At 71.1% G+C, this 25828-nt stretch carries 19 protein-coding genes; 12 read left to right on the top strand and 7 right to left on the bottom strand.

From position 1 onward, the window contains the following. Positions 1–65 precede the first annotated feature (65 nt). Entirely contained in the window at positions 66–887 is an 822-nt protein-coding gene (locus tag ASG30_RS19620) for a CAP domain-containing protein (protein ID WP_055900885.1), read from the top strand. Between the two features lie 1072 nt (positions 888–1959). Here the strand turns inward: ASG30_RS19620 and ASG30_RS19615 are convergent. From ASG30_RS19615 to ASG30_RS19595, 5 genes are read right to left on the bottom strand one after another with little or no spacing between them, the layout of a single operon-like run. Then, positions 1960–2709 (bottom strand): transglycosylase domain-containing protein, encoded by a 750-nt coding sequence (locus ASG30_RS19615; RefSeq protein ID WP_055900882.1) that lies wholly within the window; start codon positions 2707–2709, stop codon positions 1960–1962. A 4-nt stretch (positions 2710–2713) separates the two neighbouring features. Further along, entirely contained in the window at positions 2714–3547 is an 834-nt protein-coding gene (gene aroE, locus ASG30_RS19610; protein WP_055900879.1) for a shikimate dehydrogenase, read from the bottom strand. After that, positions 3544–4401: an energy transducer TonB gene (locus ASG30_RS19605; protein ID WP_055900876.1), complete on the bottom strand. Its 858-nt coding sequence runs from the start codon at positions 4399–4401 to the stop codon at positions 3544–3546. Before ASG30_RS19605 ends, aroE begins: the two co-directional genes overlap by 4 nt. Further along, a complete protein-coding gene (locus tag ASG30_RS19600) occupies positions 4398–6452 on the bottom strand; it encodes a ribonuclease catalytic domain-containing protein (RefSeq protein ID WP_055900872.1) in 2055 nt (684 codons plus the stop codon). Before ASG30_RS19600 ends, ASG30_RS19605 begins: the two co-directional genes overlap by 4 nt. Before the next feature lie 23 nt (positions 6453–6475). Continuing rightward, complete coding sequence (locus ASG30_RS19595; protein WP_055901173.1) at positions 6476–7066, bottom strand: YqiA/YcfP family alpha/beta fold hydrolase; 591 nt, start codon at positions 7064–7066, stop codon at positions 6476–6478. Positions 7067–7167: 101 nt separating this feature from the next. On the opposite strand from ASG30_RS19595, the gene ASG30_RS19590 reads away from it, so the two are divergent. Further along, positions 7168–7812, top strand: coding sequence for a response regulator transcription factor (locus ASG30_RS19590; protein WP_055900869.1), 645 nt, complete (start codon positions 7168–7170; stop codon positions 7810–7812). Here ASG30_RS19590 and ASG30_RS19585 read toward each other — a convergent pair. Continuing rightward, positions 7791–9557, bottom strand: a complete 1767-nt coding sequence (locus ASG30_RS19585) for an ATP-binding response regulator (RefSeq protein ID WP_235579852.1) — start codon at positions 9555–9557, stop codon at positions 7791–7793. The two genes, ASG30_RS19590 and ASG30_RS19585, sit on opposite strands and share 22 nt — an antisense overlap. A gap of 93 nt (positions 9558–9650) precedes the next feature. On the opposite strand from ASG30_RS19585, the gene ASG30_RS19580 reads away from it, so the two are divergent. From ASG30_RS19580 to ASG30_RS19550, 7 genes are all read left to right on the top strand, one after another. Then, positions 9651–15257, top strand: coding sequence for an alkaline phosphatase D family protein (locus ASG30_RS19580; RefSeq protein WP_055900862.1), 5607 nt, complete (start codon positions 9651–9653; stop codon positions 15255–15257). A gap of 58 nt (positions 15258–15315) precedes the next feature. Then, positions 15316–16470, top strand: a complete 1155-nt coding sequence (gene rodA, locus ASG30_RS19575; RefSeq protein WP_055900859.1) for a rod shape-determining protein RodA — start codon at positions 15316–15318, stop codon at positions 16468–16470. Continuing rightward, on the top strand, positions 16467–17348 hold the full coding sequence (locus tag ASG30_RS19570; RefSeq protein WP_055900856.1) for an NAD(P)-dependent oxidoreductase: 882 nt from the start codon (positions 16467–16469) through the stop codon (positions 17346–17348). Before rodA ends, ASG30_RS19570 begins: the two co-directional genes overlap by 4 nt. Then, positions 17345–18670, top strand: coding sequence for a protein kinase domain-containing protein (locus ASG30_RS19565; RefSeq protein ID WP_055900852.1), 1326 nt, complete (start codon positions 17345–17347; stop codon positions 18668–18670). Before ASG30_RS19570 ends, ASG30_RS19565 begins: the two co-directional genes overlap by 4 nt. 44 nt (positions 18671–18714) lie before the next feature. Further along, positions 18715–20175, top strand: coding sequence for a metalloprotease TldD (tldD, locus tag ASG30_RS19560; RefSeq protein ID WP_055900849.1), 1461 nt, complete (start codon positions 18715–18717; stop codon positions 20173–20175). A 202-nt stretch (positions 20176–20377) separates the two neighbouring features. Continuing rightward, positions 20378–21499, top strand: a complete 1122-nt coding sequence (locus tag ASG30_RS19555; RefSeq protein ID WP_055900846.1) for a 3-deoxy-7-phosphoheptulonate synthase — start codon at positions 20378–20380, stop codon at positions 21497–21499. A 99-nt stretch (positions 21500–21598) separates the two neighbouring features. Then, on the top strand, positions 21599–22624 hold the full coding sequence (locus ASG30_RS19550; protein ID WP_055900843.1) for a hypothetical protein: 1026 nt from the start codon (positions 21599–21601) through the stop codon (positions 22622–22624). A gap of 3 nt (positions 22625–22627) precedes the next feature. Here ASG30_RS19550 and mpl read toward each other — a convergent pair whose 3' ends face one another. Beyond that, the gene (gene mpl / locus ASG30_RS19545) at positions 22628–24004 is read right to left on the bottom strand and encodes a UDP-N-acetylmuramate:L-alanyl-gamma-D-glutamyl-meso-diaminopimelate ligase (protein ID WP_055900840.1); all 1377 of its coding nucleotides are present in this window, start codon (positions 24002–24004) and stop codon (positions 22628–22630) included. An 89-nt stretch (positions 24005–24093) separates the two neighbouring features. Here mpl and ASG30_RS19540 point away from each other — a divergent pair, with 89 nt between their 5' ends. From ASG30_RS19540 to accB, 3 genes are all read left to right on the top strand, one after another. Continuing rightward, positions 24094–24681, top strand: coding sequence for a hypothetical protein (locus tag ASG30_RS19540; RefSeq protein ID WP_200947333.1), 588 nt, complete (start codon positions 24094–24096; stop codon positions 24679–24681). Next, positions 24681–25232 carry a TlpA family protein disulfide reductase gene (locus tag ASG30_RS19535; RefSeq protein WP_055900835.1) on the top strand — a complete coding sequence of 184 codons (552 nt, stop codon included), beginning with the start codon at positions 24681–24683 and terminating at the stop codon, positions 25230–25232. The genes ASG30_RS19540 and ASG30_RS19535 overlap by 1 nt, the downstream gene beginning before the upstream one ends. Before the next feature lie 121 nt (positions 25233–25353). Next, entirely contained in the window at positions 25354–25812 is a 459-nt protein-coding gene (gene accB / locus ASG30_RS19530) for an acetyl-CoA carboxylase biotin carboxyl carrier protein (protein ID WP_055900832.1), read from the top strand. The last annotated feature ends 16 nt before the right edge of the window (positions 25813–25828 follow it).

Genomic DNA, 25828 nt, shown 5'->3' with positions numbered 1-25828 from the left:
TGCCTGCACGCGGATGCGCAGGCGGCCGACACGGGCCGGCAGGACGCTGTCGCTATGCTGGACCGATGATCCTGCGAGCCCTTCTCGCCGGCCTGCCGCTGGGCCTCGTGGCCTGCGCCGCGTGCGCGCAGCAGGCCGACGTGCTGGCCGCCCTGGCGCGTGCCCGGCAGCAATGCGGCGCCAGCGGCGCGCTGCAGCCCGACGCGCGGCTGGACGATGCGGCGCGCCGGCTCTCGCAGGGCGAGACGCTGGAGCGGGCGCTGCAGGGCAGCGGCTACCGGGCGCAGCGCAGTTTCCAGTGGAGCATGCGCGGCTACCGCTCGCCGCAGGCCGTGGGAGAGGCGCTGGTGCCTTCGCAATGCCAGGCGCTCGGCGATCCGGCGTTGCGCGAGGTCGGCGTGCAGCGCTCGGGCAACTCGTACTGGATCATCGCGGCCCTGCCTTTCGATCCGCCAGCGGCCGCGCAGGCCAATGGCGTGGCCGGCAAGGTGCTCGCGCTGGTGAACCAGGCGCGCGGTCAGCCGCGCCGCTGCGGTGGCCAGGACTTCGGACCGGCCCGGCCGCTGGCGCTCGACGCCCAGCTCACGCAGGCGGCCGCGGTGCATGCGCAATCGATGGCGCGCTTCAGCTACCTGGAACACGAGGGCCGCGACGGCAGCTCGCCGGCCGACCGCGCCAGCCGCGCGGGCTACCGCTGGCGCAGCATCGGCGAGAACGTGGCCATGGGCCAGACCACGCCCGAGCGGGTGGTGCAGGAGTGGCTGCGCAGCCCGGAGCATTGCGCCAACATCATGGAGCCGAGGTTTGTGGAAATGGGGGTGGCGTTCGCTGTGAATGCGGCGAGTGAGGGGGGCATTTATTGGGCGCAGACGTTTGGGAGGCGGTGAGGTGTGCGTGTTTGAGCCGGGCGCCCGCGCGGCAGGCGGTGCCTGGCCCGGGCTCATGGTGGGCCGGTTGGCTCGCTTCACTCGCAAACTCGCAGGGCATTCCGCGGCCCGGCCTGCGCGGCAGAACTCGCTGCGCGCTGCTTCGCACCGCTCCGCTCAGACAGCTGCCGCGAGTCAGAGGTTGANAACTCGCAGGGCATTCCGCGGCCCGGCCTGCGCGGCAGAACTCGCTGCGCGCTGCTTCGCACCGCTCCGCTCAGACAGCTGCCGCGAGTCAGAGGTTGATATCAAGCTCGCCTGCGGCTCGCAACGGCCGGGCCGCGGAAAGCCCGGCTCGTCCCACAAATCGCCCGGGCCAGGCACCGCCTGCCGCGTGGGAGCAGGGTGCGAACGGCCGGGCCGCGGAAAGCCCGGCTCGTCCCACAAATCGCCCGGGCCAGGCACCGCCTGCCGCGTGGGAGCAGGGTGCGGGTGATAGCAGGAAATCCTCTTCGCCCCGCCGCCCGCCATCGTCCTTCGGCACCGTCATTCCTCTTCGCCACCGTCATCCCCGCGAAGGCGGGGATCCAGGGCTTCCGGCAGTCCGCTGAAGGCGGACGCACTGGATTCCCGCCTTCGCGGGAATGACGGGGGCCTATGAGGAGCCCTGCCTGGTCAGCCACCACTGTGTCCAGCGGCAGGGGGTCCCCGGCGGGGGGCGATTTCTGTGCCGAGCGTCGCGCAGTGGTGCGGGCCCTGCGAGCCCGCGCAAAGCGGGCGCAGCTCGTNTCCAGCGGCAGGGGGTCCCCGGCGGGGGGCGATTTCTGTGCCGAGCGTCGCGCAGTGGTGCGGGCCCTGCGAGCCCGCGCAAAGCGGGCGCAGCTCGTCGATGAACCACTGACTCGCGGAAACTGTCTGAACGGAGCGCTGCATCGCAGCGCGCAGTGAGTTTTTCCGCGAGGGCCCGCACCACTCAAGAGACGCGCGAAGCACTGCGAGCGTCAGCGAAGCAGGCGGAGAGGCACAGCATGAGCCCCCCGCCGGGGACCCCCTGCCGCCGCCCCGGACCGCACGGCATGACGGCCTTGGGACTTCAAGGCAACTCCGCGTGCCGCATCCGCCCCACGATCGTGTTCGCCCGACCCGCCAAGTACCCCGAGTTCGGCACCTTCTCGAAGAACTTGGGCCGCGGCAGCATCACCGCCAGCCGCGCGGCTTCGTACGGCGTGAGCTGGCTGGCGGGTTTGCGCCAGTAGTGCTGCGCCGCCGCCTCGGCGCCGAAGATGCCTTCACCCCACTCCACGCTGTTCAGGTAGACCTCCAGGATGCGCTGCTTGGACAGCATCGCCTCCAGCGCGAACGTCAGCACGAACTCCTGCCCCTTGCGCAGCAGGGTCCGCTCGCCCGACAGCAAAAGGTTCTTGGCCAACTGCTGCGTGATGGTGGAGCCGCCCACCACCTTGGGCGGCCGCGTCGCCTGGGCCGACGACGCGCGCGAGCGCAGGCGCAAGGCCAGCTTGGCGGCCTGTTCCTCGGCCTTGGCGTTGCGGGCCCAGGCCTTCTCCAGCGCGTCCCAGTCCACCCCCTCGTGGGTGGCGAAGCCGTCGTCCTCGGCGGCGATCACTGCGCGCTTCAGGTGGTCGGAGATGCGCGAGGCCGGCACCCACTGCTGGCGCCAGCGCAGTCGGTCGCGTTCGGTGGCGATGCGCCAGGCTTCCGATCGCTGGAAGGTGGTGGACACCGGGTCCAGCACCACCGCGCCCGCGATGCTCAGCACGAAGAAAAGCTGCAGCAGGAGGCCGGCCAGGACCAGCAGCAGCAGCCAGCGCAGCACCCCCTTCACGCCGTCACTCCGCCGCGAGCAGGGCGCGCAGTTCGGCCAGCACCGACGCTGTATCCGGCCGCACGCCGCGCCAGATGCGGAACGACTCGGCCGCCTGTTCCACCAGCATGCCCAGGCCGTCGCGGCCGACTGCGCCCTGCGCGCGCGCCCAGGCCAGGAAGCCCTGCGCTGCCGGGCCGTACATCATGTCGTAGGCCAGGGCGCCGGTGCGCAGCACCGACGCGGGCACCGGGACGCCGCCGCCCGCCAGGCTGCTGGCGCTGGCGTTGACGACCACGTCGAAGGCGCCGGGCACGGCGTCGAGCCCGCAGGCCGAGAGTTCGGCCGATGCCGACCGCGCGGCCGCGGCGTGCGAGTCCACCAGCGCCTGCGCCTTCGCCAGGGTGCGGTTGGCGATCACCAGCCGGGCCGGCCGCGCCTGCAGCAGCGGGCCGAGGACGCCTGCCGAAGCGCCGCCGGCGCCCACCAGCAGCACCTCGCGCCCGGCCAGCGGGACGCCGGCCGATGCGATGTCCCGCACCAGGCCGGCGCCGTCGGTGTTGTCGCCGAGCACGCCGGCGTCATCGAAGCGCAGCGTGTTGCACGCGCCCGCGAGCCGGGCCCGATCGCTCAGCGTGGTGGCGAAGGCGGCCGCCTGGAACTTGAAGGGCAGGGTGACGTTGCAGCCGCGTCCGCCTTCGTCGCGGAAGCGCCGCACGGTGGCCACGAAACCGTCCAGCGGCGCGGCCAGCCTGCCGTACTGCACAGGCTCGCCCGTGAGCTGGGCAAAACGCGCGTGGATCCACGGCGAGCGGCTGTGCTCGACCGGGTGGCCGACGACGCAGTAGCGGGCGCTCATCGCGACGTGAGTTTGGTTTCGAGCGTCTCGTCGCGCGTGAACTTGAAGCGCGACACCACCACGATCTGGTCGGCGCGCTGGCGCATGGCAGCCGAAAAGCGGCCGAACGGCCCGGAGGCGCGCGCGATGCTCTGTGCGCGGCGGTCGAGCGTGAGGTTGCCCGAGGTCTCGACCACCTCGGTCTCCAGCACGCGGCCGTCGTGGTTGACGGTGACGATCATGGTGAGCTCGCCGTACAGCTTGCGGCCGGCCAGCTCGGGGAAGTTGTGGGTGCCGCGCTCCTCGATCTTGCGGCGCAGCGTGTCGTAGTAGACGGCGTAGACCTCCTCGCGCGTGGAGGGGCTGACGTAGCGCTTCTTGGGCCGCGCGTTCTCCTCGTTGATGCGGCGCTCGATCTCGGCCAGCAGCTTCACGAGCTGGCGGCGCTTTTCCTCGCGCGCCTTCGCATCCGGCGCGCTGGTGGGCTGCTTCGGATCGGGCGGCGGCATCCCGGCCAGCATGCGCTTGACCTGCGCGAGCATCAGCGTCTGCTGCTCCTGCATCTCCTGCACGCGGCGCTGGGCGGCGTCCTCGGCCGAATCGCCGGTCTCGGTGAGCGCCGAAGGCGGCAGCGGCGAGGTGGCCCGGCCGCTGGCGGCCTCACCACCGCCGGCCAGCGCGGCCTGGGCGATCGCCTGGGCCTTCTCGGGCTTCTCGGCGCTGCGCGAGTTGACCAGCACCACCTCCAGCGGCGTGTCCTGGAACACCCGGTTGAAACTCTCCGGGTCCACGATGCGCACGGTCAGCAGGGCGGCGTGGGCCGCCACCGACACGCCCAGTGCGATCTGCAGGGTGCTGAAGGACTTGAGGTTCACGAAGGCGGATTATCCGCCGCATTGTCGAGTTCGCCGCCTTCGGCCACATCGACGGCGATGGCGATCGGACCGGCGGGCTCTTCCTCCTCCCCGCTGTCGTCTTCCCCCGACAGCGCCTGCGGGGCGGTGTCCAGCCGCTCCAGCAGGGTGCCGGACACGTCCAGCGTGATGTCGTCGATGTCGCCCAGCCGCACCCGCACCTTCGCGCCGCGCGGCAGCTGCTCCGTGCCCAGCACCGGCAGCACCAGCGGCAGGTCGTCGGCCCGCACCAGGCCCTCGCGGAACACGGTGCCCACCAGCTCCTTCAGGCCCTGCTGGCGCAGGTACTGCAGGGTCCAGAAGCGCTCCATGCCGGCCTGGTAGCCGTTGTAGGCGCTGTAGGCCGCGTCGAAGCTGGAGATGATGGAGAACAGGTCGGCGTCCTTGGGCTTGAAGGGCGCGGCCAGGGCGGCGGTGCGGCCGTGGCGGGCCGCCGCGACGATCTGCCACTGGTTGACCAGGTCGGTGTAGCGACGCAGCGGCGAGGTGCTCCAGGCGTAGCACTTGACGCCGATGCCGGCGTGCGGCGCCGCCTTGGTCCCCATGCGCACCTTGACGCCGGGCGCCAGGCTGGCCTGGCTGCGGTAGATCGCCGGCACGCCCAGCTCGGCCAGCCACTGGCCCCAGCTGCTGTTGGCCAGGATCATGGCCTCGGCCACGATCAGGTCCAGCGGCGCGCCGCGACGGCGCACGGTGATCTCCACCGGCTCGCTGCCGCGCGGCTCGCCGCCGTCGTGGTCGAGCAGGCGGAAGTTGTAGTCGGGCCGGCTGAAGGTCTCGGGCTTGCCGCGCACCACCTCGCGCAGGCCCTTGAGGTGCTTGGCCAGCCGCCACAGGAAGGACAGCGGCTCGCGCAGGTGGGCCGCCGGCTCGGGCACGGCATGCGCGGTGGCGCCGCCTTCCAGCCAGTCCTCGCTGAGGTGTTCGTCCAGCTGGTCGTGCCGCAGGTTGGCCGCGATCGGCACGCGTTCCAGGCGGGTCTGCGACTCCTTCACGACCAGGCTGGCTTCGTCGAACGTGACGTAGAGCGACACCGCCGGGCAGTCGCGCCCTTCCATCAGCGTGTAGGCCTGCACCACCTCGTCGGGCAGCATGGTGATCTTGTGCCCCGGCATGTAGACCGTGGACAGGCGCTGGCGCGCCACCTGGTCGATCGGCGTGCCGGGCTGCATCGCCAGGCCGGGCGCGGCGATGTGGATGCCCACCGTCACCGTGCCGGTGCCCAGGCCCTGCACCGAGAGCGCGTCGTCGATCTCGGTGGTGCTGGAGTCGTCGATGGAGAAGGCCTGCACCGCCGCGAGCGGCAGCTCCTCGTCGATGGCGGGCGCGGCCAGCGGCGGAAAGCCCGTGCCCTTGGGGAAGTAATCGAACAGGAAGCGCTTCCAGTGGAACTGGTAGGGCGAGTCGATCGCGCCGGCCTTCTGCAGCAGCGCGAGCGGCGCCATCTGCGCGGTGCGTGACGCCTCGACCACGGCCTTGTACTCGGGCGCGTTCTTGTCCGGCTTGAACAGGATGCGAAAGAGCTGCTCGCGCACCGGCGCCGGGCAGCTGCCGGCGGCCAGTTCGGCGGCCCAGGCGGCGATCTGCTGCTGCAGCTGCTTCTTCTTCTCCAGCGCGACCAGCGCCTGCTGCACGATCTCGGCCGGCGCCTTGCGAAAGCGCCCCTTGCCCGCGCGACGGAAGTAGTGCGGCGCCTCGTGCAGCCGCAGCAGCGCGGCGGCCTGCTGTTCCAGCGTGGCCTTCTCGCTGAAGTAGTCGCGCGCCAGGTCGGCGAAGCCGAATTCCTCGTCCGGGGCGAACTCCCAGGCCAGGTCCAGCTCGATGGTTTCGGCAAGGGCCTGCGCCGCGGCCAGCAGTTCGGCCGGCTGGGGCTTCTCGAACGTCAGCAGGATGTGGGCGGACTTGACCTTGACGCGCTTGCCGCTGTCCAGCTCCACCTGGGCCGAGGACTCGGCCTGCGAGAGCACCCGGCCCGCCTGGAACCGGCCGCCCTCTTCGAACAATGCATACATCGCGGCGATTGTCCCATGCAGGGTCAGCGCGACGGCAGGCCCAGGAAGGCCAGCACGTCGTCCAGGTGGCGGTCGAAATCCGACAGCGCATGGTCGCCGCCTTCCAGCAGCCGCACCGGCGAGCCCGGGTAGCGACCCACCATTTCGCGCCAGTCCAAGACCTCGTCGCCCTTGGCGATGACGGCCAGCAGGCGCTCGGGATGGGGCAGGGGCCCGCGTTCGAGCACCCGCAGTTCGTCCACGTAGCGCGGCTCGAAGAAGAAGTGCCGGGCCGGGTCGTGCCAGGCGGTCTGCTCGCCGATGTGGCGGGCCAGGTCGCGGGCGGCGTGCACGGCGGGGTTGACCACCACGGCGCGGCAGCCGGTTTCCACCGCCACGTGGGTGGCATAGAAGCCGCCCAGCGAGGAGCCGATCACGCCCATGCGCTCGCGCGGCCAGGCGGCGATGCCCTGCATCACCAGGTCCATCGCGGCGCGGGGCGAGGGCGGCAGCTGCGGGCACCACCACTGCACCCCGGGGTGGCGCTGCGCGATGCGGGCGGCGACCTGGCGCGCCTTGGCCGATTGCGGCGAGGACCGGAAGCCGTGCAGGTAGAGCAGGTGGGTGAGGGCCATGGCGCGCATCCTAGTGCGCGCGGCCTTGACGTTCATCCAAATGGGCGATAGGTCGGCGCTGCGACTCCTTTACAGTCCAGCGCACCGAAGGAGATTCGCTGATGCGTGTGCTGGTGGTCGACGACCATGCGTTGTTCCGCGAGGGGCTGCGGCTGCTGCTGCTGTCGCTGGGTTCCATGGAGTGCGAGGTCGCGGCCGATGCCGACGAAGGCCTGCGGCTGGCGCGCGAGAAGCCTTTCGACGTGGTGCTGCTGGACTGGCACATGGAGGGCCTCTGCGGCGCGGACGCGGTCCGGGCCTTCCACGAGGCGGCCGAGGACGCGCGCATCGTGGTGGTCTCGGCCGAGAAGAACGCGACCCTGGTGCGCAGCGCCATCGACGCGGGCGCGGTGGGCTTCATCCCCAAGGAGTCGCCGCCCGACGTGCTGCAGCAGGCCCTGAACAAGATCACCGGCGGCGGCATCTCGCTGCCCAGCGCCCTCCTGGCCAGCAGCAGCCCGCCGCCCCAGCGCCACGACGCCCAGCCCAAGGCGATCGTCGAGGTGTTCCCGGCCCTGACCCAGCGCCAGGCCGACGTGCTGGCGGCGATGCTGCGCGGCTTGCCCAACAAGCTCATCGCGCGCCAGCTGGGCATCAGCGACGCCACCGTGAAGACCCACCTGAGCGCGATCTTCCGCGAGCTCAACGTGCAGTCGCGGACCGAGGCCGTCTACGTGGCGGCCCGTCAGGGCGTCAAGATCGCCTGATCGGCGCGCTCGTCCCGGCGCGAGCGGCGTCGGCCCTTGCAGGCGGCGTGCAGCCAGCTGCCCAGCACCGTCGGGATCACCGGCTTTTGCAGGACCACCGTGTTGCCCATCTCCTCGAGCGCCGCGCGGTCGATGGCGGGATCGCCGGTGACGATGGCCACCGGCAGCTGCGGCCAGGTCAGGCGCAGGACGCGCGCCACCTGCAGCCCGGTGCTGTCGCCGTCCAGGCGGTAGTCGGCCACCAGGGCGTCGGGGCGCGGGGCGGGGCCGTCGACCGGCGGCATGTGGGCCCAGGCGTGCACGCTGGCGCCCAGGTCCTCCAGCGCACGCCGGGTGGCCAGCTGCACCAGTTCGTTGTCCTCCACCAGCCAGATGCACAGGCCCTGCAGCGGCGCGGGCTGCGCCATCGGATCGTCCTCGGTCGGCGCCGCGCCGGCGCCGGCGGCGTCGTAGATCGGCGCCTGCTGCAGCAGCAGCCGGAAGGTCGTGCCCTGGCCGGGTTGCGACGCCAGCTCCAGACGCGTGTCCAGCAGGTGGCACAGGCGCTTGACGATGGCCAGGCCCAGGCCCGAGCCCTTGGACAGGTCGCGCGCCCGGTTGCCCACCTGGAAGTACTCCTCGAAGATGCGCGGCTGCAGGTCGGGGGCGATGCCCTCGCCGGTGTCGCGCACCTCCACCAGGGTCTGGCTCGCGCCCTGCTCGATGTGCACCTCCACCCCGCCGGCGCGGGTGTACTTCACCGCGTTGTCGATCAGGTTGCGCAGCACCCGCTCCAGCAGGAAGGGATCGCTCAGCACCCACTGCGGCGAGCCGCTGCACGCGATCGAGATGCCCTTGTTGCGGCAGGCTTCCTCGTACTCGGCGCACAGCTCCTGGGCGATGCCGTTGACGTGCACCGCCTGCAGCTGCGGCACCACGCCGCCGGTCTCCAGCTTGGACAGGTCCAGCAGGCCCGCGAACAGCTTGTCCAGCGAGCCGGCGGCGCTGCGGATGTGCGCCACCAGTTCGGCGGTCTGCGGCGTCTGGGTCTTGTGCAGCAGGGTGGAGAAGACCAGCAGCGCATGCAGCGGCTGGCGCAGGTCGTGGCTGGCCGCGGCCAGGAAGCGCGACTTGGCGGCGTTGGCCTCCTCGGCCACCTTCTTTTCCTGCGCCAGGCGCTTGACCAGGTCCGCGTTCTCGAAGCGCATGCGCAGCGATTCCCCGAAGGCCGCGGCGCTCTGCCGGCAGGAGCGGCTCATGATCAGGCCCATGAAGGCCAGGGCGAAGGCCAGCGGCCAGCCCAGCTCGGTCTGCGTGAGCCAGTACGAGGCGGCCAGCAGCAGGTTGATCCAGGCGCCCGGGATGAAGGTGGGCGGGTGGGTGGAGGCATTCACCAGCGCGCCCCCCAGGTAGATCAGCTGCAACGTGGTGGCGATGGTGGCCAGGGCCCCCGTGTTGGCGTAGCCGATCCACCAGACCGTCAGCCCCATCGCCACCTGGTTGGCGATCGTCATCCACCACAGCACGGTCTGGTGGCGCGCGAGTTCGGCCGGGGTGGCCTGGTCGAGCCCGCGCAGCAGGCGGGCGCACAGGACCGCGTTGAGCTGTGCCAGCAAAACAACAGGCAGCGCCCAGCCCGCCAGGCGCCACGCGGGGACGATGGCGCCGAAGGCGGCCATCGCGATCACCGCCGCCACCATGACGGTGGTGCGCGAATGGATCGATTGCCGCGCGCGCATCCGCAGCGACTCGCGCGCGGTCTCCACGGTCAATGGTTGATCGTCGCCAACGGGGAATGCGGGGAAAAGCAGCACGGATGAGCTCCAATCCCGGCCGACCTTAGCTTTGCGCGTAACAACATGTCAACCGATCCCCGCTGGTCCGAACCGGTCGAATCCCTGCTCGAAGGCCCCGCCCCGCACGCCTGCGACGTCCTGGTGATCGGCTCCGGCTACGGCGGCAGCATCGCCGCCGCCGAACTGGCCGCGCCCGGCCGCAGCGTGTGGGTGATGGAGCGCGGGCGCGAGTACGTGCTGGGCGAGTTCCCGGAGGACATCGGGCAGCTGCCCGGCCACGTGCGCTTCCAGCGCCAGGGCGAGGACAACCCGATCGGAAATGCCGACGCGCTGCTGGATTTCCGACTGTTCGACGAGGTGGGCGTGCTCCTGGCCAACGGGCTGGGCGGCGGCTCGCTGATCAACGCCGGCGTGGCCCTGCGGCCGCCGGCCGATCTGTTCGAGCAGGCCTGCTGGCCCGCCGCCTACCGGCCGGGCGGGGCGGCACACGGCGCTCTGTCCGAGGCGCTGGGGCAGGCGGTGCAGAAGCTGGAAGCCGAGCCCCTGCCCAAGGCACGCGAGCTGCCGAAGGTGGCGGCCTTGAGCCGCCTGGGCGAGGCGATCGGCTGCGGCCCGGCCGAGGCGGTGCCGCTCACCATCGCGCACCAGCCCCGAACCACCGCCCAGGGCATCGCGCAGGAGGCCTGCATCCGCTGCGGCAACTGCTTCACGGGTTGCAACGTCGGCGCCAAGGGCACGCTGTTGACCAACCTGATCCCGGCCGCCGCGGCCCGGGGCGCGCGCTTCTACACCGGCGCCACGGCACTGGAGATCGAGCCGCTGCCCGGGCCCCAGCGGCGCTGGCGGGTCCACTTCGGGCTGACCGCCCGCGCCAAGGCCGAGCCGTCCCAGCGGCATTTTTCGGTCGACACCCACACGCTGGTGCTGAGCGCCGGCACGCTGGGCAGCACCGAACTGCTGCTGCGCTCGCCCCGCGTGGGGTGCTCGTCCTGGCTGGGCCACTCGTTCTCGGGCAACGGCGACACGCTCGCCATGGGCTGGGGCCAGGAGCAGCCGGTCAACGGCGTTTCCGCGCCCCGGCCCACCAGCACCCAGCCGAGCCGCGACGTCGGCCCCACCATCGCCGGCACCCTGCGCACAACAGTCTGGGTGGACGGCCGGCGGCGGCCGGTGCTGGTGCAGGACGGCGCGGTCCCCTCGGCGCTGTCGATGGCGGTGCTGGCACTGGGCAGCACGCTTTCGAGCCTGCACCGCTACACGCAGGAGAACGCGCCTGCCTTCCACGGTGCCGCGGCGCCCGACGTGCTGGCCACGCCCGAGCGCATCGGCGAGCACGCGATGCTGCTGCTGGCCATGGGGCGCGACGACGCCAAAGGCCGGATGCTGCTGCGGCCCGGCAAGGGCTCGCGTCCGGTGCTGGACATCCAGTGGCCGAAAGGGCCGTCGGGTGACGCGGCGGTCGGCGGACGGGCGCCGTACTTCGAGGCGCTGCACGAGATGCTGGGCAAGGCCCACGGGAAAAACGGCTTCGACGGCGGCGACTACCTGCCCAACCCGATGTGGCGGCCGGTGCCCGACAAGTTCACCGGCATCACCGGCGGGAGCCAGCCCGAGCGGCTGGTGACGGTTCACCCGCTGGGCGGCTGCGCGATGGCGGACGATGCCGCCGCCGGCGTGGTCGACCGCTTCGGCGAGGTGTTCAGCGGCAGGACGGGGACGGCCGTGCACGCCGGGCTGCACGTGCTGGACGGCGCCATCGTCCCCTGCGCCGTCGGCGTCAACCCGTTCGTCACCATCAGCGCGCTGTGCCTGCTGGCCGCGCGCGAGATCCGCACCAGGCTGGACACGCGGACCGCAACGCCGGCGCCGCTGCCGATGCTGCTGCGGCTGCCGTCCGGCCAGCCTGCGGCCGACCGGCGACAGCCCTTCGTCGGCGCCGGCCCGGTGGTGCTGGCCTTCGAGGAGCGCCTGCAGTCGGCCGACCCCACCGAGGTACCCGAGTGGATGCGGCCCCTGATCGCCGACCCCCAGGTCTACGCGCCAGACCCGGCCGGGCAACCGCGGGCCTGGGTGGTGCAGGTGAAGGTGCAGCTCGACGTCCACCGCTGGCTGGCCGACCCGTCGATCGCGCTCGACGCGACGCTGAGCCTGTACGCCAACCCCTGGCCCGAGTCGCCGACGGTGCGAGCGGAGGTGATGCGGCCCGATCACCTGGTGCTGCAAGGCCCCGGCAAGGTCACGCTGCTGGCGCCGGACTTCCCAGGCAGGGCCGGCGAGCGCTGGGCCCGCGGCGCGGAGGCGTTCCGGACCTACGTCGCCCGCCGCAGCGCGCGCGACCTGCAGGGCAACTTCGGCGCCGGCCCGAGCTGGTCGGAGGCGAAGGACCTGTTCCAGCGAGCCGGGCTGAACCACGCCGACTACCGCGAGCTGCGCTACGAGTTCGAGCTGGGCTCGAAGAAACTCGCGTACAAGGTGCGCGCCTCCGGGCTCAAGCGCCTGGCCTACCGGCGCCAGGAGCGCAACCTCTGGGACGCCCTGACCCGGCTGGACCTGAAGCTGCAGCCGGGGAATGGCGGCAAGCCCTGGCCGCTGGGGTTCGACGTCGACCTGGTCGACATGGTCCGCAATCGCCGGCTCCAGGTGGTGCAGGCCCCCAACACGCCGGCCGCCATCCTGGCCGTGGGCGGCTTCGTCGCACTCTGGCTGCGCGCCCTGCTGCGCACCCACTTCTGGTCGTTCCGCGGCATGAGCTACGACAAGCTGAAGCCGGTGAAGGTGCCGCCGCCGCCGAAGCTCGTGCCGGGCGGCGCGTGGCCGCCGGTCGAGCCGCGCATCGTGCCGCTGCGCGTGGACCGCGGCCACGGCGAGGGTGGCCCCATCGAGCTGCAGCTGGTGCACTACCCGGCCCTGGACAAGGTGCTGGAGCCGCGGCGCGCGCTGCTCTTCATCCACGGCCTGGCCCATGGCAGCGGGGTGTTCACCACCGACACCATCGGCTCGGACAACCTGGCCACGTACTTCCTGCGCCAGGGCTACGACATCTGGCTGCTGGACCACCGGCTGTCCAACCGCCTGCCTTACGCGGGCGAAGCCCACACCATGGACATCGTGGCGCGCAACGACATCGCGCGGGCCATCGCCGAGGTGCGCAGCCGCGCGGGCGTCGCCCAGGTCGACGTGTTCGCGCACTGCGTCGGCGCCGGCGCCTTTGCGATGGCGGTGCTGGGCGAGCACGTTCCGGCCGGCACCATCGGCCACGTCATCCTGCACGCCGTGCACCCCTGGGTCGTGCCTTCGATGTCCAACCGGTTCTCGGGCGCGCTGGCGGCGCTGTACAAGGACTTCCTGGGCGGCGACGAGAAGATCGTGCCGGTGCCGCCGGCGGGCCGCGGCCGCGCCATGGACGAACTGATCGACCGGTTCGCGGCGAGCCTGCCCTGGCCGCAGGCCGAACGCGAGCCGCACGAGCGCCACAAGTACGATCCGCGGGGCGGCTGGGGGGTGTGCAACCGCATGACGGTCTTCTACGGCCGCGAATGGGAGCACGGCAACCTGGCGCCGCAGACGCACGACCGGCTGGCGGAGCTGGTGGGCGAGGCGGGCATCGAAGTCTTCCGCCAGCTTTTCTTCGTGATCCAGCGCGAGCGGCTGACCGACCGCGAGGGGGTGAACGCCTACCTCACCCGGAATCGGCTCCTGAAGTCCTGGACCTTCCCCACGCTGTTCGCCCACGGCGGGCGCAACAAGGTGTTCGACCCGCGCAGCGCCGTGCGGTCCTGGCAGCGGATGGGGCGGATCTTCGAGAACGCGAGAGAGGGCCAGCGGACGGTCCGCCTGTTCGTGCAGCAAGGCTACGGCCACATGGACTTCCTGTTCGGCCGGCAGGCCTACCGCGACATCTACCCGCGGCTGGCGCAATTCCTGAAGGACGCGCCGGGGTTCCACAGCGCGGTAGGCGGCAAGCCCGCGCGCAAGTACGAAGCGAACCGCGTCGACGGCGAGGACATCGGCGACTACGAGTACCTGGCGCCGGTGCAGCCCTGGTGCGGACCGCTGCTGCAGCTCCATGGGTGGAACGGCCGGCCGCGCGAGCTGGTGCTGTGGTTCGAGCAGCGTGGCGACACGACGGGCGAGCCGGAGCCTCCCGGGTTGCGGATCAACGGCAAGGAGGTGGTCGGCGACGCGCAGGCGGTGCGGCCCCCGAGCCAATTCCCCTTCGGTCCCAAGAGCGGCAATCCGACCGTCAGCCAGGGCCTGGGCTACCACTGGACCGTGACCGTGCCCGATACCGGCTCGCGCCGCTTCGAGGCGATGGACCACCTGGAGGTCGCGATGAACACGGCGGGAGGCGGCGACAAGCGGATCGGCGCGAACCACCTGGGCGGCCCCTGGATCGCCCCGGGCACCAACAGCATCAAGCTGCCGCTCAAGTTCCTGCGCTCCAGCGGCGGCGCCGCACCAGCGCCCTCGGCACCCGCGGAGCCGCGCAAGCGCCCGCCGTTCGAGAGCGAGACCGTGTCGGTGCTCTCCTTCTCGGGCCTGCCCTGGTGGAACCGCTGGCTGGGCCGGCTTGCGGCCGACGTGCCGGTGAGCCTGCTGGCCAGCTCCTGCCGCTGGCCGGGCACGCCGTTCGAGCGGAAGGCGGCCGACGCCCTGGCGACCCGGATGCTGGAACACGTCGAGGACCAGACGCGGCCGGTGGATGCGCTGGTGCTGCTGGGCGACCAGATCTACGCCGACGCCACCGCCAACGTCGCCGAAACCACGGAAAAGGCCGAGCGCGGTCAGGACCGCTACCGGGCCGCCTGGGAGGGCGAGGCGACCGGCCTGCTGATGCGCCACCTGCCGACCTGGCTGGTGGTGGACGACCACGAGTTCGGCGACAACGTCGACGGCGCCGGCGGCCCGGACTTCGCCAACGGCTTCGAGGCCGCCATGGCCTGGCAGTGGCGCTGGCGCAAGGGGCAGCAGGGCCCGGCCCTGCCGGCGCCGGGGCAGGCGGTGCGCGGCTTCTGGTACGAGTTCGCCATCGGCGGGCTGCCGGCCTTCGCGGCCGACACTCGCTCGGAGCGCGAGCCGCGCAGCGGCGTCAACTGGCGCCAGGCGCGGCTCATGGGCCGGGACCAGCTGGAGGCGATCAAGGACTGGCTGCGGCGGCACCGCACCACGCCCAAGTTCCTGTGCAGCGGCAGCGTGCTGGGCCTGCCGGAGCGGCGGGTGCTGGAGTCGCCGTCGCTGGCCCGCCATGCCGACGACTGGACCGGCTACCCGGCCACCTGGCAGGAGCTGGCCCGTTTCATCGCGGCCGAGGGCATCCGCAACCTGGTGTTCCTGTCGGGCGACTACCACCTGAGCGCGGTGGCCGAGCTGGAGATCCGGGCGGTCGGCGCGGCCGCGCCGGTGCGGGCGGTCTCGGTGGTGGCTTCGGGCTGGAATGCCACGCTGCCCTTCGCCAACCCGCGGGTGTTCGACCACGCCTGGGAGCAGAAGGTGCGGCTGCCGGCCTGCTGCGAGTCGGTGGACGTGTGGGCCAGCGCCCGCTGCCTCTCGCGTGCGCACCGGCAGTTCACCAAGCTCTCGGTGGTGCCGGCCGACGCCGGCTGGGCGCTGGAGGTGGCTTCGTACGACGAACACGGCGGCGTGACGAAGGTCGCACCGCTCCGGCTGTAAGCAAATGCGGTGCGGCTGGCGGCCGGAAGGGGCCCGGCCCGCCCCGATAATCGCGCCCATGTCCGCCGTCTTCGAAAAGCCGCCGATCTGGCAGCGCGCCACGCCGATGCTCCAGGGCTTCGACGGGCCCCTCGCCTTCGCGGTCTTCCTGCTCGCCTGCGCCGGACTGCTGGTGATGTATTCGTCCGGTTTCGACCACGGCACGCGCTTTCGCGACCATGGCCGCAACATGCTGATCGCGGCCTCGATCATGTTCGTGGTCGCCCAGATCCCGCCGCAGCGGCTCATGAGTTTCGCGGTGCCGCTCTACACGATAGGCGTGGCGCTGCTGGTGGCGGTCGCCGTGTTCGGCATCGCCAAGAAGGGCGCCCGGCGCTGGGTCAACGTGGGCGTGGTGATCCAGCCCAGCGAGATCATGAAGATCGCCATGCCGCTGATGCTGGCGTGGTGGTTCCAGAAACGCGAAGGGCAGTTGCGGCCGCTCGACTACGGGATGGCCGTCCTGATCCTCATCGCGCCGGTGGGGCTGATCATGAAGCAGCCGGACCTGGGCACGTCGCTGCTGGTGCTGGCGGCCGGCCTGTCGGTGATCTTCTTCGCCGGGCTGTCCTGGAAGCTGATCGTCCCGCCGCTGGTGGTGGGGCTGGTCGCGGTCATCCTGCTGGTGGTGTTCGAGGGCCAGCTGTGCGCGCCGGGCAACCGCTGGCCGATCCTGCACGACTACCAGCAGCAGCGCATCTGCACGCTGCTCGACCCCACCAAGGACCCGCTGGGCAAGGGCTTCCACATCATCCAGGGGATGATCGCCATCGGCTCCGGCGGCGTGCTGGGCAAGGGCTTCATGCAGGGCACGCAGACCCACCTGGAGTTCATCCCGGAGCGCACCACCGACTTCATCTTCGCCGCGTTCTCCGAGGAATTCGGGCTGGTGGGCAACCTCTGCCTGATCGCCGGCTTCATCTTCCTGATCCTGCGCGGGCTGGCCATCGCACTGGAGGCGTCCACGCTGTTCTCGCGGCTGCTGGCCGGCGCGATCACGATGATCTTCTTCACCTACGCCTTCGTGAACATGGGCATGGTCAGCGGCATCCTGCCGGTGGTGGGCGTGCCGCTGCCCTTCATCAGCTACGGCGGCACCGCCATGGTGACGCTGGGGCTGGGGCTGGGCATCCTGATGTCCATCGCCAAGGCCAAGCGGCTGGTGCAGACATGACGGGCGTTGCCGGCCCGGTCGGCATCGTCGGCGTCGGCAACATGGGCGGCGGCATGGCCGGCCGCCTGCTGGAGCAGGGCTGGGCCGTGCGGGCCTGCGACCTGGTGGCCGGGAGGGTGGAAGCCCTGCGCCAGGCGGGGGCCACGCCCGCAGCTTCCCCCGCCGAAGCGGCCGTCGGCGCGACTGCGCTGATCGTCTGCGTGGTCGACGCCTCCCAGTGCGAGGACGTGCTGTTCGGCGCCGACGGTGCCGCCGCAGTGCTCGCGTCCGGCACGCCCGTGCTGCTGTGCCCCACCATCGCGCCGCAGGACGCTGAAGCCCTGGCCTCGAAGCTGGCCGCGCAAGGCCTGCTGCCCATCGACGCCCCGATGTCCGGCGGGCCGGCCCGGGCCCGCGACGGCAGCATGAGCCTGATGGTGGCGTGCTCCGACCCGGCCTTCGCGGCCGCGGCCGACCTGCTGGCCGTGCTCAGTTCGAAGCTTTTTCGCGTCGGCACGCGGCCCGGCGACGGCGCCAGGACCAAGCTGGTGAACAACCTGCTGGCCGGCATCAACCTGGTGGGCGCGGCCGAGGCCCTGGCCATGGCGCAGCGGCTCGGCCTGGACCTGGCGCGCACGCTGGACGTGATCGAGCAGTCCAGCGGCCAGAGCTGGATCGGCTCGGACCGCCTGCGCCGAGCCATCGCCGACGACTACGAGCCGCGCGCGCACGTCACGCTGCTGCGCAAGGACACGGCCCTGGCCGTGGAGGCGGCGCGCCGCGCCGGCTTCGAGGGCCCGCTCGGGGACGCCGCCCGCGACGTCTTCGACCAGGCGGCGCGCGCCGGCCTGGCGGAGCTGGACGACGCGGCCATCTTCCGCTGGCTCTCGCGCCGATGACCACCATCCTGGTGGTGGAGGACGACGACGCGATCCGCGCCAACATCGCGCGGCTGCTCAAGCTCGAAGGGTTCGAGGTCGTCGCGGCGGTCGACGGCGCCGCCGGCCTGGCGCGGGCCCGCGAGGTGCGGCCCGACATCGTGATCTCCGACATCGGCATGCCCGAGATGGACGGCTTCGCGCTGCTCGGGGCGATCCGGGCCGACGACCAACTGGCGTCCACGCCCGTGATGCTGCTCACCGCCCTGGACGACCGCGCCAGCATGCGGCGCGGCATGACGGCCGGCGCCGACGACTACCTGGCCAAGCCCTTCACCCGCGTCGAACTGATGGAGGCGCTGCAGGGCCTGCTGCGCCGCAAGGGCCGGCTTCAGCAGAGCATCGAGCAGGCCGTCGGCGAGGTGCGCGGCACGACCGGCCACGGTGGACGTGGTGGAGATCCGCGGTCGCGGCCGACCGCGCCCAAGGCGCACGACTTGGAGCCGGGCCAGGAGCTGCTTCGGCTGCGTGGCTACCGGATGACGCGCAGGATCGGCGCCGGCGGCATGACGCAGGTGTACCTGGCGGAGCGCGAACACGACGGCCTGGCGGTGGTGCTCAAGGTGCTGGACGCCGGCGGCCAGCGCGCGACCGAGCACCTGTCGCGCTTCATCCAGGAGTACACGCTGCTGTCGCGGATCGAGCATCCGAACGTGGTGCGCATCCACGACCAGGGCTTCACCGACGACCACGCGTACATCGCGATGGAGTACTTCCCGCGCGGCGACCTGCGCTCGGAGCTCAGCGCCGGCATGCCGCAGCAGCGGGTGCTGGACGTGCTGGAGCAGGTGGCGCGGGCGCTGGCCGCGATCCACGCGCTGGGCGTGATCCACCGCGACCTCAAGCCCGAGAACATCATGCGGCGGGCCGACCACACGGTGGCGCTGGCCGATTTCGGCATCGCCAAGTCGCTGCTGCAGGCCGACAACCTGGCCCTGAGCCAGACGCGGCACGGTGACATCGTCGGTACGCCCTACTACCTGAGCCCCGAGCAGGCGGCCGGGCGCGAGATCACGGCGGCGTCGGACCTCTACAGCCTGGGCGTGATGATGTTCGAGATGCTCGCCGGCCAGCGCCCCTTCCGGGCCGACACGCTGGACCAGCTGCTGGCGCAGCACCTGAACGCCCCCACGCCGATCCTGCCGTCCGAGCACGCGGCGCTGCAGCCCATCCTGGACCGGCTGATGGCCAAGGCGCCGCAGGATCGCTTCGACGGCGCGCAGGGCTTCCTGTCGGAACTGCAGTCGCGCCAGCTGCTTCGCACCCTGGCCCAGCAGCGCTGACCCGTGCGGCCGCAGGGGTCCTGCGGGATGCCTAGAATCCCCCGATGATCTCCCGCGAACCCACCCTGGAGCGCCTGGCCACCGCGCAGCGCCTCCTGCTCGAGCCGTTCGGCCTCGACGAAACCCATCTGTCGCGCGCCCTGGCCGAGATCACGGCCCACCAGGTCGACGATGCGGACCTCTATTTCCAGTACACGCGCAGCGAGGGCTGGAGCCTGGAGGAAGGCATCGTCAAGACCGGCAGCTTCAGCATCGACCAGGGCGTCGGCGTGCGCGCCGTGAGCGGCGAGAAGACCGCCTTCGCCTATTCCGACGACATCTCCGAGGCCTCGCTGCTGGATGCGGCGCGCACGGTGCGCTCGATCTCCTCGGCCGCGCGCTCGGGCCGGGCCAAGGCGGCCGACAAGAAGGTCGCGTCCAGCCGCTCGCTCTATCCCGCGGTGGACCCGATCGCCACGCTCGACAGCACCGCCAAGGTGCAGCTGCTGGAGCGGGCGGAGAAGCTCGCCCGCGCCAAGGACCCGCGCATCGTGCAGGTGATGGCCGGCCTGGCCAGCGAATGGGACGTGGTGATGGTGGCCCGTGCCGACGGCACGCTGGCCGCCGACGTGCGGCCGCTGGTGCGGATGTCGATCACGGTGATCGCCGAGCAGAACGGCCGCCGCGAGGTGGGCTCCAGCGGCGGCGGCGGGCGCTTCGGCCTGGCCTACTTCGACGAGCAGCACGTGCAGGAGTACGTGGACGACGCGGTGAAGGCGGCACTGACCAACCTGGAGTCGCGGCCGGCGCCGGCCGGCGAGATGACGGTCGTGCTCGGCCCCGGCTGGCCCGGCATCCTGCTGCACGAGGCCATCGGCCACGGGCTGGAGGGGGACTTCAACCGCAAGGGATCGAGCGCCTTCTCCGGGCGCGTGGGCCAGCGAGTGGCGGCCAGGGGCGTCACCGTGCTGGACGACGGCACCATCTCCGACCGGCGCGGCTCGCTCAACGTCGACGACGAGGGCAACGCGAGCCAGCGCAACGTGCTGATCGAGGACGGCATCCTGCGCGGCTACATCCAGGACTCGCTCAACGCCCGCCTGATGGGCGTAGCGCCCACGGGCAACGGCCGGCGCGAGAGCTACGCCCACATCCCGATGCCGCGCATGACCAACACCTACATGCTGGGCGGCGACAAGGCGCCCGACGAGATCGTGGCCAGCATCAAGAAGGGCCTGTACGCCACCAACTTCGGCGGGGGGCAGGTCGACATCACCTCGGGCAAGTTCGTCTTCTCCGCCAGCGAGGCCTTCTGGGTCGAGAACGGGAAGATCCAGTACCCGGTCAAGGGCGCCACCATCGTGGGCAACGGTCCCGATGCGCTGACCCGCGTGTCCATGATCGGCAACGACATGCGGCTGGACAGCGGCGTGGGCACCTGCGGCAAGGAAGGCCAGAGCGTGCCCGTGGGCGTGGGCCAGCCCACCTTGCGCATCGACGGCCTGACCGTGGGCGGCACGGCCTGAGCTTGCACATCAAAAGCGCTGTGTTAGAGTCCCTCGTCATGCGCAAGCAAAGCGTCTTCTTTTTTGGTTATTTCTGGTTCTCTGACCCCGGCGGTCGAGAGTCCTAGGCGTATCCGCAAGAAGCGCAAGGAACCTCAGAAAACCGCCGGGAACCCCCCGGCGGTTTTTTTTCGTCCACCCTCATCCCGCACAGGAGCCCACGATGAATGTCCACCCCGCCGCCAGCGAGCCCTGGTATGCGCATCCCGTCGACAAAACGAGCGAAACCGACGACGAACGCATCAAGGACATCACCGTGTTGCCTCCTCCCGAACACCTGATCCGCTTCTTCCCGATCCGCGGGACGGCGGTGGAAAGCCTCATCACAGGCACCCGCCGACGCATCCACGACATCATGGCCGGCACCGACGACCGGCTGCTGGTGGTCATCGGGCCGTGTTCGATCCACGACCCGAACGCCGCGCTCGACTACGCGCGGCGCCTGAAGGAAGTGCGCGCCAGGTACGCCGACACGCTGGAGATCGTGATGCGGGTGTACTTCGAGAAGCCGCGCACAACGGTGGGCTGGAAGGGCCTGATCAACGACCCCTACCTCGACGAGAGCTTCCGGATCGACGAAGGCCTGCGCATGGCACGCCAGCTGCTCATCGAGATCAACCGCATGGGGCTGCCCGCGGGCAGCGAATTCCTGGACGTGATCTCGCCGCAGTACATCGGCGACCTGATCGCCTGGGGCGCGATCGGCGCGCGCACCACCGAGAGCCAGGTGCACCGCGAGCTGGCCTCGGGCCTGTCGGCACCGATCGGCTTCAAGAACGGCACCGACGGCAACATCCGCATCGCCACCGACGCCATCCAGGCCGCCGCCCGAGGCCACCACTTCCTGTCGGTGCACAAGAACGGGCAGGTGGCGATCGTGCAGACCAACGGCAACCGCGACTGCCACGTCATCCTGCGCGGCGGCAAGGCGCCCAACTACGACGCCGACAGCGTGGCGATCGCCTGCCGCGACCTGGAGGCGGCCAAGCTGCCGGCGCGCCTGATGGTCGACTGCAGCCATGCCAACAGCAGCAAGCAGCACGAGAAGCAGCTGGACGTGGCGCGCAGCATCGCCGGGCAGATCGCCGGCGGCTCGCGCAGCATCTTCGGCGTGATGGTGGAAAGCCACCTCCAGGCGGGCGCACAGAAGTTCACCCCGGGCAAGGACCTGCCGGGCGACCTGGAATACGGGAAAAGCATTACGGACGCTTGCCTGGGCTGGAACGATTCGGTCGATCTGCTGGGCGTGTTGTCGCAGGCCGTGGACGCGCGGCGGCGCCGTTAACAAAAAACCTGCACTGTTTGCTTTACACCCCGTAACAGTGCCACTACATTGGTTGCTCCTGCCGGCTTCGCGCGAGCGGACCGGCAAAGGCAGTACCCCATGTCATTCGAACTCCCGCTCCTACGCATCGGCATGGCCGGCTTTTCCCTGGAGCAGCAGGAAATGCTGGGTCGTGTCCTGCCGCACGCCTCGCCGGGCGGGCTGACCTGGGAGTTCTCCAAGTTCGGCGAAGCCGACGCGCTCTGGCTCTACGGCGGCCGCACGCAGATCCTGTCGGCCACCACGCTGCGCATCGCCTCCGGCGTGCCGGCGGGCCGCTCGGTCCAGATCAACATGCCCGACGTGGACCGCCCCATGGTCTTCGCCCGGCCGCTGCCGCGCAACCTGCAGCCTGAACTGGCCTTCGACCTGGAAGATCCGGAAAGCGTGGGCGCCGTGCTGGGCCGCCTGGAAACCTGGCTGCGCCCCACCATCGCCCAGTTCTGCCTCGCCTCGCAGGTGCTGGAGCAGGAGAGTGCGCTGGGTTCCGGCGTCTACCACGTCACGGCGCTCAACGGCACGCTGATCGCGGTGGTGGACCTGCGCGGCGATGCGGCCGTGTTGCCCACGGCCTCGCCGATGGACTTCGTGGATGCGATGTGGACCGCGCGGCCGCGCGACGCCAAGCTGCCGGACCAGTTCACCCACACCAGCCTTTCCCAACTGATGTGGCACTACGCGCTGCGCACCGTCCGCGACGTGCTGCCTCGCCGCTACCGCACCGAGATGTTGTACTTCCGGCGGCCGCCGCGGCTGCCGCAGCGCCTGCTGCGCGACTCCCACCTGCTGCTGCTGCGCGAGTTGTCGATGGCGCCCGGTACCTTCGCCGAGCTGCAGCAACGCACCGGCCTGGTGGGCGTGCAGCTTGCGCAGGACTTGGCGGCGCTCTATCTCGTGGGCGCGATCACGTCGAATCCCAAGCGCGCTTCGCAGGCGTCGCTGCGGCGCGCCGAAGGCTCGGATTCCTCGCTCTACAGCCAGCAGCCGAGCCAGTTGCCCGCCTCGGGCGTGCGGGACTCGCGCGGGTCGGCGTCGCGGCTGCAGCCGCACGACTTCACGGCGCCGGCGCCTCTTTCCTTCGACTGACGATCAGCGGCGCGACAGCGCCTCGAGCAGGCGGCCATGGATGCCGCCGAAGCCGCCATTGCTCATGCAGACGAGGTTGTCGCCCGGACGAGCCGCGGCCACCGTCATCTCCACCAGCTGGTCGATGGTGTCGCCCACCTCGGCGCGCGCACCCATGGGCGCAAGCGCCTCGCGGGCGTCCCAGCCGAGCCCGCCGCCGTGGCAGAACGCCAGGTCGGCCTGCTCCAGGCTCCAGGGCAGCTGGGACTTCATGGTGCCCAGCTTCATGGTGTTGCTGCGCGGCTCGAACACCGCCAGGATGCGGCCGCCGTCCGGGCCGAGCTTGCGGCGCAGCCCGTCGACCGTCGTGCGGATGGCCGTCGGGTGGTGCGCGAAGTCGTCGTAGACCTTGATGCCGCGCACCTCGCCGCGCAGTTCCATGCGCCGCTTGACGTTGCGGAACTCGCCGAGCGCACGGGCCGCCGCGGCCGGCGAGACGCCCACGTGCTCGGCCGCCGCGATGGCCGCCAGGGCATTGAGCTGGTTGTGCACGCCGCTCAGGTCCCAGTCGACCCGGCCAACGCGCTCGCCGCGAAGGACCACGTCGAAGGCGCCCGGGTCGCCTTCGGCCGTGTAGTCGCTCACCGCCGCGCCGAAGCTGCGCACCTCGCTCCAGCAGCCCTGGTGCAGCACGCGCGCCAGGCTCTCTTCCAGGCCGTTGACGACCACGCGGCCCGAGGGCGGCACGGTGCGCACCAGGTGGTGGAACTGCCGCTCGATCGCCGCGAGGTCGTCGAAGATGTCCGCGTGGTCGAACTCCAGGTTGTTCAGGATCGCGGTGCGCGGCCGGTAGTGCACGAACTTGCTGCGCTTGTCGAAGAAGGCCGTGTCGTATTCGTCGGCCTCGATGACGAAGCCCCGGCCGGTGCCCAGGCGCGCCGAGACGCCGAAGTTCACCGGCACGCCGCCGACCAGGAAGCCCGGCGCCTGGCCGGCGTGCTCCAGGATCCAGGCCAGCATCGAGGTGGTGGTGGTCTTGCCGTGCGTGCCCGCGACGGCCAGCACGTGGCGGCCGTGCAGCACGTTCTCGGCCAGCCACTGCGGCCCGCTGGTGTAGCGCGCGCCCTGCTCCAGGATCGCCTCCATCAGCGGGTAGCGCGGCGATCCGTCCGGCTGGCGGGCCCGCGAGACCACGTTGCCGACCACCCAGACGTCGGGCTTGAGAGCGAGCTGGTCCGCGCCGAAGCCTTCGATGAGGTCGATGCCCAGGGCCCGCAGCTGGTCGCTCATCGGCGGGTAGACGCCGGCGTCGCAGCCCGTCACCCGGTGCCCGGCTTCGCGGGCGAGGGCCGCGACACCGCCCATGAACGTGCCGCAGATGCCCAGGATATGGATGTGCATCGGCCGATTATCGCGATGGCCTTCGCACGGTCCGTGCATGTGCGGCGCGATCGTCGCGCCGCTGCCACCGAGGGCACAATTCCGTCGTGATGGACACGATGCAATCGGAGATCGCCGCCACGGCCGCGCGCATGGTGGTGGAGGAAGGCCTGGAATACGGCCCGGCCAAGCGCCGCGCGGTCAGGCAGCTGGGGCTGCCCCAGCGCGCTGCACTGCCCGACAACGACACGGTCGAGGAAGCCGTGCGGGAATACATCTCGCTGTTCTGCGGCGAAACACAGCCCGCGGAGCTGGAAGCCCTGCGCCGCCATGCGCTCACCTGGATGGAGCGGCTGGCGGAGTTCCGGCCGCACCTGACCGGCGCGGTGTGGAACGGCACGGCCACGCGCCTGTCCGACATCTACCTGCAACTGTTCTGCGACGACCCGAAATCGGCCGAGATCGCGCTGATCGACAAGGGCGTCGACTACGAGGCCCGCACGGTGACCGGCTTCCAGGGCCTGCCCGTGGAGGCGCTGAGCCTCTCCAGCGTGTGCCCGGGCCTGGGCGAGCCGGTGGGCGTGCACCTGCTGATCCACGACCACGACGACTTGCGCGGCGCGCTCAAGCCGGACGCGCGCCGGCGGGTGCCGCGTGGCGACATGAGCGCGGTGCGCGCCCTGCTGGAGGCGGCGTGATGGCGACGGCTGTTTCGAATGGCGCGCAAGTCCGCCGGCGCCGCCTGTTGATGGTGGGCGTGGGCGCCGCCGCCGCGGTAGCCGGCGGCGGCCTGGCCTGGTGGCGACTGCGGCCGGGCGAGATCGCCGAGGCCGCGCCCGACCAGTTCTGGAAGGCCATCTTCACCACGCCGGCCGGCGCGCCGCTGGCCATGTCGGCTTTCCGCGGCAAGCCGCTGCTGCTCAATTTCTGGGCGACCTGGTGCCCGCCCTGCGTGGAAGAACTCCCGCTGCTGGACGCCTTCGGGCAGCAGCAGGCCGCGCGCGGCTGGCAGGTGGTGGGACTGGCGATCGACCAGCCCAGCTCGGTGCGCCAGTTTCTTACCAAGACGCCGGTTCGATTCCCGATCGGGCTCGCCGGCCTGGAAGGGACGGAACTGGGCAAGGCCTTGGGCAACCTGAGCGGCGGCTTGCCGTTCACCGTGGTCTTCGGTCCGGACGGCTCGATCCGCCAGCGTAGAATGGGCAAAGTGTCCCGTTCCGACCTCGATCGGTGGGCATCCGCGGCCTGACGCGGCATCTTCGGCGCCCTTTCCGACGCCCGGCCGAACAAGAAAATCGGCGAAGAAACGTAAAAATCGCAGCGTTTTGCTGTAAATTCGCCGACTTTCCTCATAACAAGCGGCAAAGCCCATGGACTTGCGAAAACTCAAGACGCTCATCGACCTCGTCTCCGAGTCGAACGTCTCCGAACTCGAGATCACCGAAGCCGAAGGCAAGGTCCGCATCGTCAAGGGCGGCGTGCCCATGGTGCAGCAGTTCGCACCCGCACCCGTCGCCCAGGCCGCGGCCGCACCGGCCCTCGGCGGCCAGGCGGCCGCACAACCCGCTGCCCCCGCGCCCGCTGCCGCGCCGGCCGGCCACACGGTCAAGTCGCCCATGGTGGGCACCTTCTACCGGGCCTCCAGCCCGGGCGCCAAGTCGTTCGTGGAGATGGGCAGCCAGGTCAAGGAAGGCGACACCATCTGCATCATCGAGGCGATGAAGATCCTCAACGAGATCGAGGCCGACAAGAGCGGGACGATCACCCAGATCCTTTGCGAGAACGGGCAGGCGGTCGAATACGGCCAGCCGCTGTTCATCATCGAGTGATCCGGTAAGCACCCCC

It is taken from the genome of Ramlibacter sp. Leaf400 (assembly GCF_001424545.1).
Taxonomy (GTDB): Bacteria; Pseudomonadota; Gammaproteobacteria; order Burkholderiales; family Burkholderiaceae_C; genus Ramlibacter.
The sequence above is the reverse complement of the archived record's forward strand: the minus strand, read 5'-3'. Positions and strand labels throughout refer to the sequence as shown.

Coding starts and splice junctions, on each gene's coding strand:
- ASG30_RS19590 (WP_055900869.1), top strand. CDS start 7,168: ATGCGTGTGCTGGTGGTCGACGACCATGCGTTGTTCCGCGAGGGGCTG.
- ASG30_RS19580 (WP_055900862.1), top strand. CDS start 9,651: ATGTCAACCGATCCCCGCTGGTCCGAACCGGTCGAATCCCTGCTCGAA.
- rodA (WP_055900859.1), top strand. CDS start 15,316: ATGTCCGCCGTCTTCGAAAAGCCGCCGATCTGGCAGCGCGCCACGCCG.
- tldD (WP_055900849.1), top strand. CDS start 18,715: ATGATCTCCCGCGAACCCACCCTGGAGCGCCTGGCCACCGCGCAGCGC.
- ASG30_RS19540 (WP_200947333.1), top strand. CDS start 24,094: ATGGACACGATGCAATCGGAGATCGCCGCCACGGCCGCGCGCATGGTG.
- ASG30_RS19570 (WP_055900856.1), top strand. CDS start 16,467: ATGACGGGCGTTGCCGGCCCGGTCGGCATCGTCGGCGTCGGCAACATG.
- mpl (WP_055900840.1), bottom strand. CDS start 24,004: ATGCACATCCATATCCTGGGCATCTGCGGCACGTTCATGGGCGGTGTC.
- ASG30_RS19550 (WP_055900843.1), top strand. CDS start 21,599: ATGTCATTCGAACTCCCGCTCCTACGCATCGGCATGGCCGGCTTTTCC.
- aroE (WP_055900879.1), bottom strand. CDS start 3,547: ATGAGCGCCCGCTACTGCGTCGTCGGCCACCCGGTCGAGCACAGCCGC.
- accB (WP_055900832.1), top strand. CDS start 25,354: ATGGACTTGCGAAAACTCAAGACGCTCATCGACCTCGTCTCCGAGTCG.
- ASG30_RS19555 (WP_055900846.1), top strand. CDS start 20,378: ATGAATGTCCACCCCGCCGCCAGCGAGCCCTGGTATGCGCATCCCGTC.
- ASG30_RS19600 (WP_055900872.1), bottom strand. CDS start 6,452: ATGTATGCATTGTTCGAAGAGGGCGGCCGGTTCCAGGCGGGCCGGGTG.
- ASG30_RS19620 (WP_055900885.1), top strand. CDS start 66: ATGATCCTGCGAGCCCTTCTCGCCGGCCTGCCGCTGGGCCTCGTGGCC.
- ASG30_RS19565 (WP_055900852.1), top strand. CDS start 17,345: ATGACCACCATCCTGGTGGTGGAGGACGACGACGCGATCCGCGCCAAC.
- ASG30_RS19535 (WP_055900835.1), top strand. CDS start 24,681: ATGGCGACGGCTGTTTCGAATGGCGCGCAAGTCCGCCGGCGCCGCCTG.
- ASG30_RS19595 (WP_055901173.1), bottom strand. CDS start 7,066: ATGGCCCTCACCCACCTGCTCTACCTGCACGGCTTCCGGTCCTCGCCG.